A 14,571-nucleotide genomic window follows, 5' to 3' on the forward strand; every position below is an offset into this window, starting at 1 on the left:
CGCGATGCATGTAGGATACTTGCGGCGGACCAGGTAATTCAGGTTGTCATCGTCTACTTCTTAAGTATGAAAGTGCGGCAATCACCGACATCGACCACGAAGCGAGGCAAATCACGATAACGCCGCCCTTTGAGTCGCGTGCGTCAACAGACTCCTCATAATGCGACGTTTAGCCATATGGCAGCACTACTGCCGATGATGCTTAGGAAGGTTTTATATTTTCTTCTCACGATGGTGCGCCTTAAAGGCCATGATTCGGAAACCTCCCTGGCTAGATGCCTGCTTGGCGGGAAAGTCGCGTGTATGTTTCTAAGGAGACTCCACGAAGCGCCCGCCAATTAGGGCGACCACCCGGTCCGCCGAACGAATGGTTTCGGGTCTATGCGCGACAATGATTCGGGTCATTTTCATGCTTTTGAGCCGAGACACGATATGCCGTTCCGATGCAACATCGAGGTGACTTGTTGCCTCGTCAAGAATAAGGATGGATGGTTTTCGATAGAGGGCGCGCGCTAGGACTATGCGCTGCTTCTGTCCACCGGAAAGGCCAGCCCCCATGTCGCCGACCAAAGTTCGGTAACCCATCGGCATGGCGCAAACGTCATCGTGTACTTCGGCTAGTCCCGCAGCTGCATAGACATCATCCATCTTCGCTACAGGGTCAAAGAAGCATATGTTGTCGGCGATCGTTCCCGAAAAGAGGTGATCATCCTGGAGAACTACTCCGATCTGATCGCGGAAGTACGCCTTGCCGAGACTTGCGAGATCCACGCCGCCAATGCGAATGGCTCCGTAGGTCGGGTCGGAAAGCCCAAGAAGAAGGCGCAGTGCGGTACTTTTCCCTATGCCAGAGGGGCCGACGATAGCGATGGATTCGCCGGGTTGAACCATCAGCGATGCGCTACGGAGAATCAACGGCGAGTTAGCTGAGTATTGATAGCTGACATCAACGAATTCCACGGATGGTTGATGGATCGGGCCTTGATAGCGGCCATCTATGTCTGGCTCTTCGGAAGAATGAACGACATCGGCTATGCGCTCGCCTTGAATCTTCAGGAGGCGAAGTTGAATCACGTAGTCGATGAGCATATTGGTTCGTGTGGAGAACTGATCGCCATAGGCTGAAAGCGCCATCAGCATACCGGCCGTCATCTGCCCTCGCATGGTTAACGAGGCCCCTATCCAGAGCACGATCACTCGTTGTATTCCAGAAAGAATGCTGCCAGCAGTTTCAAAAGCGATGACTAATTTCTTGCCATGAAGTTGGTGCATGACAACTTCGGCTGTCCTATTCGCATGCAGTGCCGAGCGAATGGCTGTCATATTGTTCAGACGGATCGTCCGAATGCCCCGGATGGATTCAACCAGGTCTGTACGCTGTGAAGCCTCGGATTCAACCTGATTGATGTTTGTCTCGCGGAGCCGGCTGTAGATGGATAAGCGAAGGACACCATAGACGATCGTTCCCAGTGTGATAATGCTTGCTAAGAGAGGACTGTAGGTCAACAGGAAGGCGAGCGTTGCGATACCGACGATCCCGTCCATCACCGCCCCTATGAGTTGATTGCTCAGGGTTTGCTGGATCACATGAATGGCATCGATGCGCGAGACGACATCACCCACATGCCGACGTTCAAAATAGCCATGTTGAAGGCGAAGAAGGCGGTGAAAGATCGCCCCCGTCCAGTGCATGCCGCCGTGGGCGGTCAACCAGGCAACTGACCAGCTTCGACAGGCAGACACGAAGGATTGAATAAGCGTCAGCAGGATAAAGCCCGTACCGACAAGCGTCAGTAGATCAAGGTCGCCATTGGTGAGGACCTGATCGACGACTACCTGCACTAACTGGGGCATGAGGAGCGCCAGGATCTCTAGCGATAACGAAAATCCAAGGATCGCCCATAAGGATGGGGCATAACCGCGGAGCATTTGAAGCATGGATGTGAAGGAAATATCCCGCTCCTTCGCCAATCCAACGAAGTCTTCACCCGGTGAAGCCTCCAGGGCAATGCCTGTGAAGAGGTGCGAGAGCTCGGATAGCTTGATATCACGTCGACCGCTGGCAGGGTCATGAATGACAGCACGTCTTCGCGATATGTTTAGAAGTACGACAAAGTGATCCATCCTCCAATGGAGGATGCAAGGCATCCGCAGATTTCCGAGTTCCGCGAGTTCGAGCCGTAGTGGACGGCAACGTAAGCCGCGGGCTTCTGCGACCGTCATCAGATCGCTCAGCGTGGCTCCACGAGATGAGAGATCGGAGCTGTGCCGAAGGTCGCGAAGAGATACGTGGTGCCGATGATGGCCTAGAACCATGGCTAGGCAAGCCATGCCGCACTCAGCTTGCTCGCTCTGTCGGACGACCGGCGTTCGCTTGCTCTTTCCGAGCCATGTGGGAAGTCGCCAAATATCCGATATTTTATCGTTTACAGCACTCATCTTCCGGGTTGCTCACTATCCATGCGCTTGCTCAATCCGATAAGTGGTTCGAACATCCATTCGACTAGCTTGCGGCGATCGAGCATAAGGTCTGCAGTGACCTCCATGCCCGCTTTCAGGGGCTCTTGCTTGCCGTAGACATTGATGGTCTGCATAGGGATGCCGACGTCGACTCGATACACCGTCCTATCGATCGACGATGGCTCCGCGATACTTTGGGTTTTCAACGTCGTCGTGGCAGAGTCCGGTATCCGAAACACTTTTGCGCGGTGAATACCAAATTTTTCATACGGGAATGATCGGTAGCGGACCATTACGGGCGTTCCGATCTTGATGAACCCGATGGTATTGCTGTCAACAAATAGCCTGACTATCAGTTCGACGTCACTGGGGGTAATGGTGGCTGCGATTTCCGATGTAGATACGCCAGTTCCCTCTGATACGAGCACGTTCGTAACTTTTCCGTCGACCGGAGCCGTGATGAGAATTGACTGGTCGGCATCGACTTGCAGAATCGTCCTTTCCACGTTTGATAGCCTGTCTTTTATCAGGCTGGATTTCTCAGAAAGATCGATCGATAGCCTTTTTTGTCGTGAGATCAGGTTTGATTCTGTCTGTTTGGCGTCTTCGTGTTGCAATGACACAGCTTCAAGTTCTGACTTTTCCTGAATAAACTCGGTTTCCCGCTCTTTGAATTGAAGGGATGAGACGTAGCCCTTGCTCAGAAGCGGTGTCATTCGATCGAGAATGTCCTTCTTTATATCGACTTTTTGCTTTTGCAAGGTTTTTTGGACAGCAAGGCGTCCTGTCCTGGAGTGGGCCGTACGCAACTCTCCGACCAAGGCTGCCTTTTGTTCTTCGAAGGATTGAATCTCGGTAAGAAGATCCTCTTTCAGGCGCATCTTATCGGCGGTCAGTTGAGCAAGTTTGGCTGTGAACCCATCCCCATGTTGCGTGGTCTCCCGATCGGTAGCCAAACTGAGCAAGGTTGTACCCGCCTTGACGTGGTCTCCGATAGACACATGTATCTTGACAACCTTTCCGGGTCTTGGAAGACGCACCTGTACTATTCCCGTGCGAGGCTCAAGTACTCCTTGGACGGTGACACGACGTGTGTATGATCCTGTACAGAGCCATCCAACAAGGGCTAGCACGGAGAGCAGTGCCAGCATTGCCGTGATACGTTGTGCGCGGGGGAGATGGATGGATACCCCAAAGCCGGAAGACTTCAGGTGATCAACGGCCTCCTGCCTAAACAGCTGGTCCTTCATGGCGTATCGCTGTTCTCGAAAGATCGATGCCACCGCTGGAACGTGATCTTTCATCCGCGTTCCTTTTGGTTGCCTATATGGGCACGTCTGTCATGAATCGTCGAATTGACGATTGACCTTCAGTATGTCGGCCTTCCATTTCAATGCTGGCCGTGGCTGTAGATGTCGATGACACGTTTAACGATACGTGCACGGCTTTTTGCCACGCTGAGGACTCTGTTGCGGAAGATTAGCTTAGTAGACCGCACATTCTGGCCACCGATATCAGAACCATAATTGATATTGAAACGATTCGTATACGACGATTTTTGGTTATGACTCCGATGAAGCCGACAATGGTAAGTGCAATTGACCAGATATCGACCATCAGTCTGAAAAATACGATGAGCAGAACATCTGTCCTACTGAATTTCCCACGACACCACCTATCGAGAACCCGGCTCCAGCGCCGATTCCGAATCCCGCAGTGCCACCTACCACCGCGCCTGCTCCAGCGAAAATTAGAGACGTTGCGCCAACGCAAAAGTCGACTTTTTTAAGTCCGCCGTTCACTTCGCTTGTTTCGGTCAATGTAAGTTCGCGCATTGGTGGTTTCCTTTCCATGTGTAAGCGAATGTGTTTCCGTCGAATATTGAACCATTCGAGCATTTCGACGTCAGCGCGTCCGGACCGATAGCGGTGTAGGCGGTTGCCGTCGTTGCTACCTGGCATTCGCCGTCTCTTTCGTAGGGCGACAGCGAAACTTCACTGGTTACACGCGTGCCGCGGCGGCGCTACCGCTCAAATCGATAATTGAAGCTCGCCCGGCTGAAATCCGCGGCGTTCTGCGCTTCGAAGTTCCACTTGCGACTGAAGAGATAGCGCAACGTGATCACCTGACCCGGATCGAACAGGCCCACGCCATAGATCAGGTAACGGCGCGGCGACAGATACTTACCGACGGCAAGTGCCGGCGTACCGCCGAGCCATCGTTTGCTGCTTACGGCGCTGTACCTTCCAATGCTCATCCGAGAAGATCCCCTCGTCAGATCATTCTCACGGTACTAAAAGAAAATGGCTGATACGTTCCGCAAGGCTTGCTTGATAGTTCGATTCTCTACGATGTGGTTCCATTCGCTGGTCGTTTGAGCGAGGTCGCTCCGACATATCGACTAACAAAAAGGGATACGACTATGTATGAGTTGAGCATCAACGATGTCGCGCAGGTGTCCGGTGGCCTGATGATGAGACCGCCAGGGGTTAGCTATAACAGGTGCGTTGCGGGATTCACGCTGGGCGGTAGTCTTTTTGGTGCGGCGATAGGCGTTGGAAGTACGTGGGGATTCGGCGGAATGGCGGGCTTTACCGTAGGGGGAACTTTGGGGGCCGCTGCAGGCGCGTATTTCTGCGAGTAGTAGACTGATGCCTTTCTATATGTTTCTTGTTCTTATGGGGCTTGGTACATGCGCTAGCACATTCGCCAAGACTAACTTGGCGAAGACGCTCGTCGTAATCTATGTACTTTTACTTATCGCCTTGATGTGGCTCGGCGTTTTCCGAACTTGATTGAAATATGGGCGGCGGATAACTTCTGAAGTTGGTCCCCCGCCCATCGAGTTCGGCGTCAGGGTATCTAGCTTCAGGCTTACAAAGCGTTGCCCACGAAGGCGAATGAAGGTCACATTGATTCAAGGACACATTGATTCCCTGCCTTGCAGGGGTGGCGTGCCGATAGCCGAGTCTCCGCTCAGCGCTCCAACCTGTAATTCAAACTAGCCCGGCTGAACTCGGTCGCGTTCTGCGCCTCAAAGTTCCACTTGCGGCTGAAGAGATAGCGCAGCGTGATGACCTGGCCGGGATCGAACAGGCCGACGCCGTAGCTCAGGTACAGGCGCGGCGACAGGTACTTGCCGACGGTGAAGGCGGAAGTGCCGCCAAGGGCGTCGTTGTTGCTGACGCCGATGTCGTCCACGCCGATCTTCGAGCCCACGCTCTTCGCGAGCAGGTCGCCCGCGGCGGAGCCGAGGGCTTGGGCCGCGGCGCCGACCATGTTGCCTTCGCCACCCTTCACTTGTGACAGCGGCTTGCCGGTGACGAGGTAGGAGAGGGCGTCGGATTGTTCCATCACCGGATTAGAGAATACGGTGAGGATGGGGCGCCGCGCCGTACCGGAAACGTAGAGGCCCACTTTCTGGCCGTCGTCGATGGTGGCGTTGGGATTCAACGTACGTGCGGCGCGGATGTTGAGTCCGGGGTTGTCGATCGGCGTGCTGGCGAACAGCAGCTGACCTTGTTCGATACGCAGGTCCTGCCCATAGGCCTTGTAGGTACCGTCCACGCCGATCTGACCCTGACCCGTCGTGGCACGCCCGGGGCGTTCGCGAACATCGAGTTGACCGGTGATACGGCCGTCGATGCCGAAGCCCACCAAGTGCACCTTGTTGCCGAGGTCGACGCGGATATCGGCGGTGATCGGTGCCGATTCCTCCGCGGCTTCACGCTGCTTGTCGTCGATCACGACGACGTCGGGCGAGGCCTTGGTCGCGCCGGCGCCGGGCAGGCGCTCGACATCGACGTCCGCCATGTCGACGTTGAGCTTGCCGCTGACATTCATGCCCTTGGCATCTTGCACGATGGTCAGGTCGGGCGAGATGACGGCCTTCGCGGCGGGAATGTCCACGGCGGTGAACTTCGACCCCTCGATGCCGAGGCGCATCTGTGCGCCGGTGCCGAGGGCCGCGTTGCCCTTGATCGACAAGGTGCCGTCTCCGGAACGGATCGTGCCGTCGACGAGGTAGTTCTTCGCATCGGTGGTGTCGATGCTGATCCGGCCGTCCTTGAGCTTGAGTCCCGCGCTGGGCACTTCCGCGGCGAATCCGCCGATGATGGCCTGGCCGGTGATCGCGGGCGCCGCCACGGTGCCGCCAAGATTGAAATTGGCGTCCAGCGCGCCTTTCACCTCGGCGAGTTCGGTCGTGAACAGCTCGACGACGGAGAGATCCTTCAAGTGCAAGGCGACCGAGCCGCCGAGCGCCTGCTGTGCCCCGCTGAGCGATACGTTGCCGTCGAGCGATCCACCACCGTTCAACGAGGCGCGCAAGGTCACGCGCTGGTTGTCGGGCGAGAGCTGGGCGTTGGCGGAAAGGTTGTCGTAGACGAGCAGCGGACGGTCGGTTCGATCGGCATAGGCCACCGAACCATGGGCGGACGTGACGTTCGCCTGGCCCGATAGCGCTCCGGCCGCCGTGCGTCGGATATTGCCGTCGCCTTCGATGATGCCCTCGGCCCGCATGGGGCTGTTCGAGGCCTCGGCCGCCGTCATCAACAACGCGAGGGGCACGCGACGCAGGCGATAACTCGCATCGAGGTTGCCGGCCTTGTCCTGCTTGGCGGCGACACAGAGGAGGGGATCGCCGGCGGTGAGGCAGAGGTCGCTCATGCTCGCCGCGCCATCCTTCCAGGCCATCGCGCTGGGATTTTGCAGGTGCCAGGGCGGCAACCCCTGGTAATCGATGTTCAACGTGGACAGCGTGCCGTTCCAGGCACCGTTCTTGAGCGATCCGGAGAGAAGCAGGTTGGCGGCGAGCGGCCGGCCCTTCGCGTCGATGCTGAGCTGGTGGCGTTCCTGGCTACCCTGGGCGGCGACATCGACGCGGCTGAAGACCAGCCCTCCGCTGACCAATCCCGTGCCGACGACGTCGAGCTTGCCGCCCGGCGTGCTGATGTCCGGTATGTCCGCGTCGACGGAAATCGCCTCGATCTTCTGGTCGGCGTAGACGATGGTGCTGCCGCGCAGATTCGCCTTCACCGCCAGCTTCGGCAGGTTGCCCTTGGCCGAGATGTCGCCGGTGACCTTGCCGCCTGAATCGGGCAACCAGTCGCCTAGCGAGGCGATGGCGAGCTTCAGCGTGGCGTCGTTGGCGGCGTCGCCCTTGGCATCCAGGCGGATGGTGCTGCCACCGGATGCGAGATCGAGGTTGCCGTTGATCACTTCGCCGGGCTTCAGCGTCAGCATGCCGCCGCCACGCAGTGGACGCTTCCGGAGCGTGCCGTCGAGCTTGCGCAGTTCGAGCGAGCCCAGCGGCTTGTCGTTCTCTAGCCGCCCTTCGGTCGAGAGATCGAGATCCAGGGCCCCAGGCCATTCAGCGAGGACCTGGCCCGGATCGAAGCGATCGCCCTTGATGTCCAGCTTCCACGACAGCGCGGGGCGCAGCGTGAGTGCGCCACTCGCGACGAGGCTCCCGGTGCGCTGTTTCAGCTGCACGGAGTGGAGGATCACCCGATCCGGCGTACCGTCGACATCGAGGGTGAACTTGCCGATATGGTCGGGTGGTCCGATGTCGACATCGCCTTCCGCGCGATAAGACTCGGCACTGCCCTTGAAGGTGAGCCGGCCGGTGCTGGCGAGGTCCTGGCCGGCGACGGTGGCGGGGACGAGAACGTCCTTCCAGTCGAGGGCGAGGTCCGCCGACAGCGGTTGCGCCGCGATCTCGACCGTTCCCCTCGCGGTGAGCGATCCCTTGACCTGGGGCGATGCGATCGTCAGCTCGTCGAGCGTCAGACGCTTGTATTCGTGGTCGAACGCCGCCTTGATCGGCGCAAGCCGCACCCGGTAATCGCCAAGGTCGACGTCGCCGACCAGCCGGGCGCTGTATCGGTCGCCCGTTCCTTGTAGCGCCAGGCCGAGCGATTCCAGGCTGCCGTCGCCGAGCAGCGGCTTGGGATCGAAGCGTGGCGCGTCGATCTTCGCCGTCCAGGCGTAGTCGCCGCCTTGCACCAGGTCGGCATCGACCTGGGCCACGAAGGGCAGCCGCAATTTCACGATCGCGTGGGCTTTCGCGCCATCGCTATGCGCCTCGATCCCTCCCGCATAGTCCACGTCGCCGACCTTCCACGCGAAGGAGGCCTTTCCATCGCCCTTGTAGCCGTCGCCGACGGCGAGCGTGCCACCCAGGTCGGCCTGGCCATCGGGCGCGCGCAAGGCGAGGGACTTCAGCTCGATGCCGTTGGCGGTCCACGAGCCGGCGAGATCGAGTGAGTTGGACTCGAACACGGGCTTGCCTTCCTGCATGACACGCACGTGGCCAACCTTCACCTTGTCAAGCACGATATCCAGTGGCGGCTTCAGGGAGAACGGTTCCGACGGCGTATCCGGTTCCGGTTCCGCGGGACCGAGCACCACATCGATACCGTCGGCGTGCAACTCGTGGACATGCGCGCGCTTGCGCAGCAAGGCGCCGAAGGAAAAGTCCAGGTGTGCCGTGGCGACGCGGACGTCCATGCCCTTGCCGTCGCGATAGCGAAGCCCGGAGATATCCAGCGGGCCGGCAAGCCGGCCTTCGGCCTTCTCCACCGTGAGCGCGTTATCGGTGAAGGCCTGGGCACGGGCGAGTGCGAAACGAAGACCGGACGCACTGCCGACCAGCCACCACACGCCGAGCATGACGACGACGAGCAGGACGCCGAACGCGGCACCGATGCGGATCAACCATTTCATGCCGGCGCTCCTCACAGGTCGGGCCCGATGACGACATGCAGATGAATGCCGTGTTCGTTCTTGTCGCCGACGGGGACGGCGATATCGGCGCGGATCATCCCGACGGGCGACAGCCAGCGTACGCCGAGGCCTGCGCCGACACGTGGACTGTAGTCCGTTCCCGTGAACGCGTTGCCCGCGTCGACGAAGGCGGCCATGCCCCAGTTGCGCGTGAAGTAGTGCTCGACCTCGGTGCTGCCGACCAGCAGGCCCTCGCCGCCGATCACGCGGTCGTAGGCGTTGCGCGGGCCGATGCTCTGGTAGTCGTAGCCGCGCACGGAGCGATCGCCACCGGCGAAGAAGCGTAGTTGTGGGGGCAGGTCGCTGAAGTCGCTCGTCCACAGCTTGCCGGCGCTGCCGCGCAGGATCAGGCGGTTGCGGCCCCAGAACGACTTGATCCATTTCACGTCGCCGATCACCTGGGAGAAGCTGGCATCCGACAGGAGCGGCCCCGCGGTACTGCGGGCGGTAAGCGTGAGGGACCAGCCGTTGCGGACAAAGGTGGGGTTGTCGCCCTTCTTCCGGCTGAGCGTGATCTCTGGATACAGGAGGGTACTGCGGCCGCGCTCGAGGCCCTCGGCGTTGTCGCCTTCACCGCCGCGCTTGCCGACGGTGAACGTGCCCGACAATGCATTGATGCCGATGGTGCGCTGCCAGCCATGCCAGAGCCGGGTTTCGTTCGCGACCAGTTGCAGCGTGCGCGACTGCGAGGTGACGGTGTCGGCATCGCGGAAGTTGGCGCCGAAGTTGAAGCTGCGCTGGTTGGGGCCGGGCATCGGGATCTGGTACAGCGTGGAGAGCGTCTTCAGGCGCTGCGCGAGCACCAGTTCGTTCTTCCACTTGTGTCCGCGATCGTTGATCCAGCGCTTCTCGATGCCGCCGCGCAGGCCTGCGCCGGTGTCGGTACCGAAGAAGGGGCCCCCGGTGTAGATCGTCCGCTTGGCGGGCGCCAGTTCCACCGCGATGTCGATCGTGCCGTCCTTCGCGTTGTCGGTATCGGGTATGACGTTGACCACGGCGAAATAATCGGCACCGTTCAGCGCCTGCTGCAGTTCGAGCAGCTGGTTCTGCGAGAAGTAGTCGCCGCTCTTGAACGGCACGTAGCGGTCGAGGAAGCCATCGCGGAACTGCGAATTCCTGAACACGATGTGGCCATAGCGATAACGCCGGCCCGCATCCCACTTGAGGTTCACCGCGGCCGAATGCTCGGCGCGGTTCACTTCCACCGTGCGGGTGACGAGGCGCGCGTCGAGGAAACCGGTGGCGGTGAGTGCGCCACTGACCGTATCGCGCGCGCCATCGTAGACACCATCGTTGAGCACCTTGCCCTTGAGGTTTTCCACCCCGCGCAGGGCACGGCGGATGGCCGGTATCTTTGCCGCGTCCTGGTCGACCTCGACGTTGACCGCGGTCACCTGCACCGGCGTGCCGGTCACCACGTGCAAGGTCACCTGCCAGTCGTTGCCTACTTGCTTCAGGTCGCCGGTGACCGTGGCTTCGTAGTAGCCATAGGGCCGCAGTGCCGCCTGGACTTCGTCAGGTGCTTTTTCGTAAAGCCGGCGCACTTGCGCCGCGGTGACGTCGCGTTTGGCGTACTGGCTCAGCTCGACACCGGCGACGACGGCATTTCTGAGGTTCTCGTCGACTCCGTCGACATTGAGCACGATGCCGGCATGGGCGATCGAGGGCATGAGGAACCACGGCAGAAGCAGCAGTCCATGGCGTCTGGTAAGGCGCATGAGCGTCCCGTCCGGTCGTGATCCAAGGCCGTGTGACACGGCCGCTAGCGGAGATGCGTCCAGCACCTCCTGACGTCAGGTCTTGGCGTAACTTACCTCGCGAGGCGTGCAACGTCGATAAGCAAACGTGAACGACTGTCCGGCTCAGCCTGCTTCATCGCCCGCGCGATGCGCGATCCAGGCACCCGCCAGCGCCGATACATAAGGGATCGATTGCGCGCCGAGGATGAACATCCACAGGACGCTCTCGACGTAGCTGGTGCCGTAATGCAAGCCCATGCCGATCACCGCCAGGAGCAGGGCGATGGCCATGAGGCCTTCCTCGCGTACCGGCGCGAAGGCCGCGAAGCTGCTGCCGCCCATGCGGCGACTCTTCGCGGTGACGACGAAGGCCGTCTTTTCGCGCGTGAGGCCGTGCAGGATGCCGCGGGCGATGGCATGCGACAGGCCCATGCTGGCCACCGAGGCCATCAAGGTGTCGTACCAGCTGCATGGCACGCGCGCACGGTAGAGCACGATACCGAAGATGGCCTTGGCGAAGAAGAAGCCGATCACGGGGATCAGGAACAGCTGCATCGGCAGATTGAAGTATTCGGGCGCGTAGATCATGCCCGCGGTCCAGAGCAGGCCCATCATCGTGAAGACGAAGTGCAGGGCATCGGCGAACCAGCTGAACCAGCCGGTGAGGAAATGAAAGCGCTGGCCTGCCGAGAGCGGGCCCTTCCGGGTCATCCAGCTCCAGCGACCCTTGAGGATCTGCATGGCGCCGAAGGCCCAGCGATAGCGCTGGCTCTTGTATGCCTTGAAGTCGGCCGGCGTGAGGCCCTTGCCCATCAGTTCGTCGACGTAGACCAGTTCGTAGCCCGCATGCATCAGGCGCAGGCCGAGTTCGGCGTCCTCGCAGATGGTCCACTCGGACCATCCACCGGTGCCTTCCAGTGCGGAGCGGCGGACCATCGTCATGGTGCCGTGCTGGATGATCGCGTTGCGTTCGTTGCGATGATGCATGCCGATGCGGAAGAAGCCGTCGTACTCCCAGGCCGTCATCCGGCGGAAACGGTTCTTCTCGAAATCGCGGTGCGCCTGCGGGCACTGCACCACGGCCACCTTCGAGTCGTGGAAGTAGCCGGTGAGGGAGGCCAGCCAGTCCTCGCGCACGACGTAGTCGGCGTCGATCACGGCCACCACTTCGGCACGCTCGTCCGTGGCGGTGAGGCCGAAATTCAGCGCGCCCGCCTTGTAGCCTGGCCACGGTTCCAGATGGAAGAAACGGAACTTGGGCCCCAGCTTCTTGCAGTATTCCTCGACCGGCTGCCACACGGCAGGGTCCTTGGTGTTGTTGTCGAGGACGAGGACTTCGAAGTTCTCGTAGTTCAGCGCGGCCAGCGAATCGAGCGTGATCTGGACCATCTCCGGCGGCTCGTTATGGCAAGCCAGGTGGATGGAGACGAACGGCTGCTTCTCCACCGGGTCATGCGGCAGCATGCCGGCGTGACGCACCCAGCTGCGCCGCCACAGCACTTCGGTGAACTCGAAGCCGTTGATCAGCAGGATGCCCAGGATCGCGATCTGCGCGGGGAACAGCAGGATCAGCATCGCCCAGTCGAACGGACTGAGGTAGAAGTTGAAGGGCAGGGTGGCCGACCACACGATCAGGCCGCAGGCGAGCTGGATCAGCGCCATGAAGAAGAGGCGGCCCATCAGCTTGAAGCGGTTGAAGCGGATGCCGAACCAGAGCATCGGGAAGAAGGCCAGGACGGAAGCCGCCAGCGCCTTCCACGGCCAGCCCACGTCCTCGGTGACGGGACCGGTGAAGGGGAACTTCAACTGGCGATCGGCGTTGAACATGCCCCAGTACGCGCCGGTGCGCCCTTCGCCGAGGTTTTCCTTCCAGGGTTGGTCGATGGCTTCGAGAACGTAGTAGTCGTCGATGCCGTCGGCTTTCGCGGCGTTGAAGAAGGTACGCAGGAAGATCGCCTCGTTGGAGACGCTCGGGTACGCGTACTTGTAGCGATCGCCATTGGAAGGCCAGCCGATCTCGCCGATGACGATGTGCTTGCCCGGGAACTGTGCGCGCAGGGCCTTGTAGCTTTCGATGGAATCGTTGACGCCGGCGCGTGCCTCGATACCGTTCCAGTAGGGAAACAGGTGGACGGTGATGAAGTCGACGTGGTCGGCGAGTTCCGGGTTCTGCAGCCAGATATGGAATGGCTCGGCCACGGAGACCGGCTGGCGCACGGCGGCGCGTACGCGGTCGAGGTAGGACATGACCTGTTCGGGCTTGAGGTCGCCGCGGAAGAGCACCTCGTTGCCGACGATCACCCGGGTTACGGTTTTCGGGTAGCGGTGGGCCTGCGCGACCAGGGCTTCGATCTCGCGCTCGTTGTTCTCGAGGCGTGCATCGATCAGTGCGCCGGCCATCACGTCGAGGCCTTCCTTGTCCGCCAGCCGTATGACCTGGGGATTTTCCAGTATCGAGTAGGTACGGATGCGCGGCGAGTAACGCTTGATCAGGCGCAGGTCCGTATCGATTTCCGGATCTGTGGAGACATCGCCCTTGATCGGGTTCTGGTAGCGCTGGTACGCGGTGAACGCGAAGCCGGGGATGGGACCATGCCAGTCACTGGGACCGTTGGGCAGGTTGGCGACGAGCCACAGCCCGAAATTCAGGGCCGCCACAAGGATCGCGAGGATCAGCGCGGCAAGGATCGGGTGGCTTCGTTCGGTCGTCGTGGCAGCGCTCAAAACAATCCCCGGACCGGCTGGCCCCCGAGTGGTATCAGTGAGGTAACCCGGGGAGCTTAACGAACGGTGCGTTGCGGCTCAACGCATGGCGGGCCGACCGGTCAGGCTGAACTCAGAGTAGGGGGTTGTGGCGGGGCTCGGCGAACGGGCCCGGATGGCCCGAAATGACGAAAATACCCCCGTGTGGGAAGCGGCCCGGGCCGCGAACGGACCTTGCGGTAAACCCATTCGCGCGCGAGCGCGCTTCCCACCAGCGAGCGTGGCTCCCACCCGAAAGCATCCACCCGAAGGTGGATGCCGATGCTTACTTCAGCAGCGAGCGCAGCATCCAGGCGGTCTTCTCGTGGTCTTTCAGGCGGCCGGTGACCATGTCGGCCGTGCCTTCGTCACCTACGGCCTCGGCCGCCTTGATGGTGTCGCGGGAGGTGGCGGCGGCGATTTCGTGGCCATCCACCAGCTGGGCGACCATGTCCTTCCACTCCGGCACGCCGGCCTCTTCCTTGATCGAGGTGAGCTTGGAAAACTGGCTGTAGGAGCCCGGGGCGAAAATGTCGAGGATGCGGATGCGCTCCGCGACCTCGTCGGCGGCCAGCCACAGGGCGTTGTACTGGACCTCGAACATGGCGTGCAGGCTGTTGAACTGGGGTCCCGTGACGTTCCAGTGGAAGTTGTGGGTCTTCAGGTAGAGCGAGTAAGTGTCTGCCAGGAGCTTTGAAAGGTGCTTGGCGACCGCTTCGCGGTCTTTCCTGGCGATTCCGATATCGATGGCCATGTCGCGACTCTCCTTGGGTTTCTTCAATCGTTCGATCGAAATTTTAACGGCCTGCACAGTGCACGTGAAATGAAAGCTTCCGATGCCGTC

7 protein-coding genes are annotated in these 14,571 nt (G+C 60.3%); all 7 read right to left on the bottom strand.

Annotated features, from left to right (window positions below):
• Positions 1–309: 309 nt before the first annotated feature.
• The 7 genes from ACN9M2_RS05175 to ACN9M2_RS05205 all read right to left on the bottom strand — a co-directional run bounded on the left by ACN9M2_RS05175 (position 310) and on the right by ACN9M2_RS05205 (position 14,481).
• Entirely contained in the window at positions 310–2,439 is a 2,130-nt protein-coding gene (locus tag ACN9M2_RS05175) for a peptidase domain-containing ABC transporter (RefSeq protein WP_426287079.1), read from the bottom strand.
• A complete protein-coding gene (locus ACN9M2_RS05180; protein ID WP_426287080.1) occupies positions 2,436–3,764 on the bottom strand; it encodes an HlyD family secretion protein in 1,329 nt (442 codons plus the stop codon). Before ACN9M2_RS05180 ends, ACN9M2_RS05175 begins: the two co-directional genes overlap by 4 nt.
• A 719-nt stretch (positions 3,765–4,483) precedes the next feature.
• Complete coding sequence (locus ACN9M2_RS05185) at positions 4,484–4,717, bottom strand: translocation/assembly module TamB domain-containing protein (protein ID WP_426287081.1); 234 nt, start codon at positions 4,715–4,717, stop codon at positions 4,484–4,486.
• A 719-nt stretch (positions 4,718–5,436) separates the two neighbouring features.
• Positions 5,437–9,186, bottom strand: coding sequence for a translocation/assembly module TamB domain-containing protein (locus ACN9M2_RS05190; RefSeq protein ID WP_426287082.1), 3,750 nt, complete (start codon positions 9,184–9,186; stop codon positions 5,437–5,439).
• An 11-nt stretch (positions 9,187–9,197) separates the two neighbouring features.
• The gene (locus ACN9M2_RS05195) at positions 9,198–10,964 is read right to left on the bottom strand and encodes an autotransporter assembly complex protein TamA (protein WP_426287083.1); all 1,767 of its coding nucleotides are present in this window, start codon (positions 10,962–10,964) and stop codon (positions 9,198–9,200) included.
• Between the two features lie 144 nt (positions 10,965–11,108).
• The gene (locus ACN9M2_RS05200; RefSeq protein WP_426287084.1) at positions 11,109–13,709 is read right to left on the bottom strand and encodes a glycosyltransferase; all 2,601 of its coding nucleotides are present in this window, start codon (positions 13,707–13,709) and stop codon (positions 11,109–11,111) included.
• Between the two features lie 304 nt (positions 13,710–14,013).
• Positions 14,014–14,481: a Dps family protein gene (locus ACN9M2_RS05205; protein ID WP_426287085.1), complete on the bottom strand. Its 468-nt coding sequence runs from the start codon at positions 14,479–14,481 to the stop codon at positions 14,014–14,016.
• Positions 14,482–14,571 lie beyond the last annotated feature (90 nt).

Source organism: Luteibacter sp. E-22 (genome assembly GCF_049913125.1).
Classification (GTDB): Bacteria; Pseudomonadota; Gammaproteobacteria; order Xanthomonadales; family Rhodanobacteraceae; genus Luteibacter.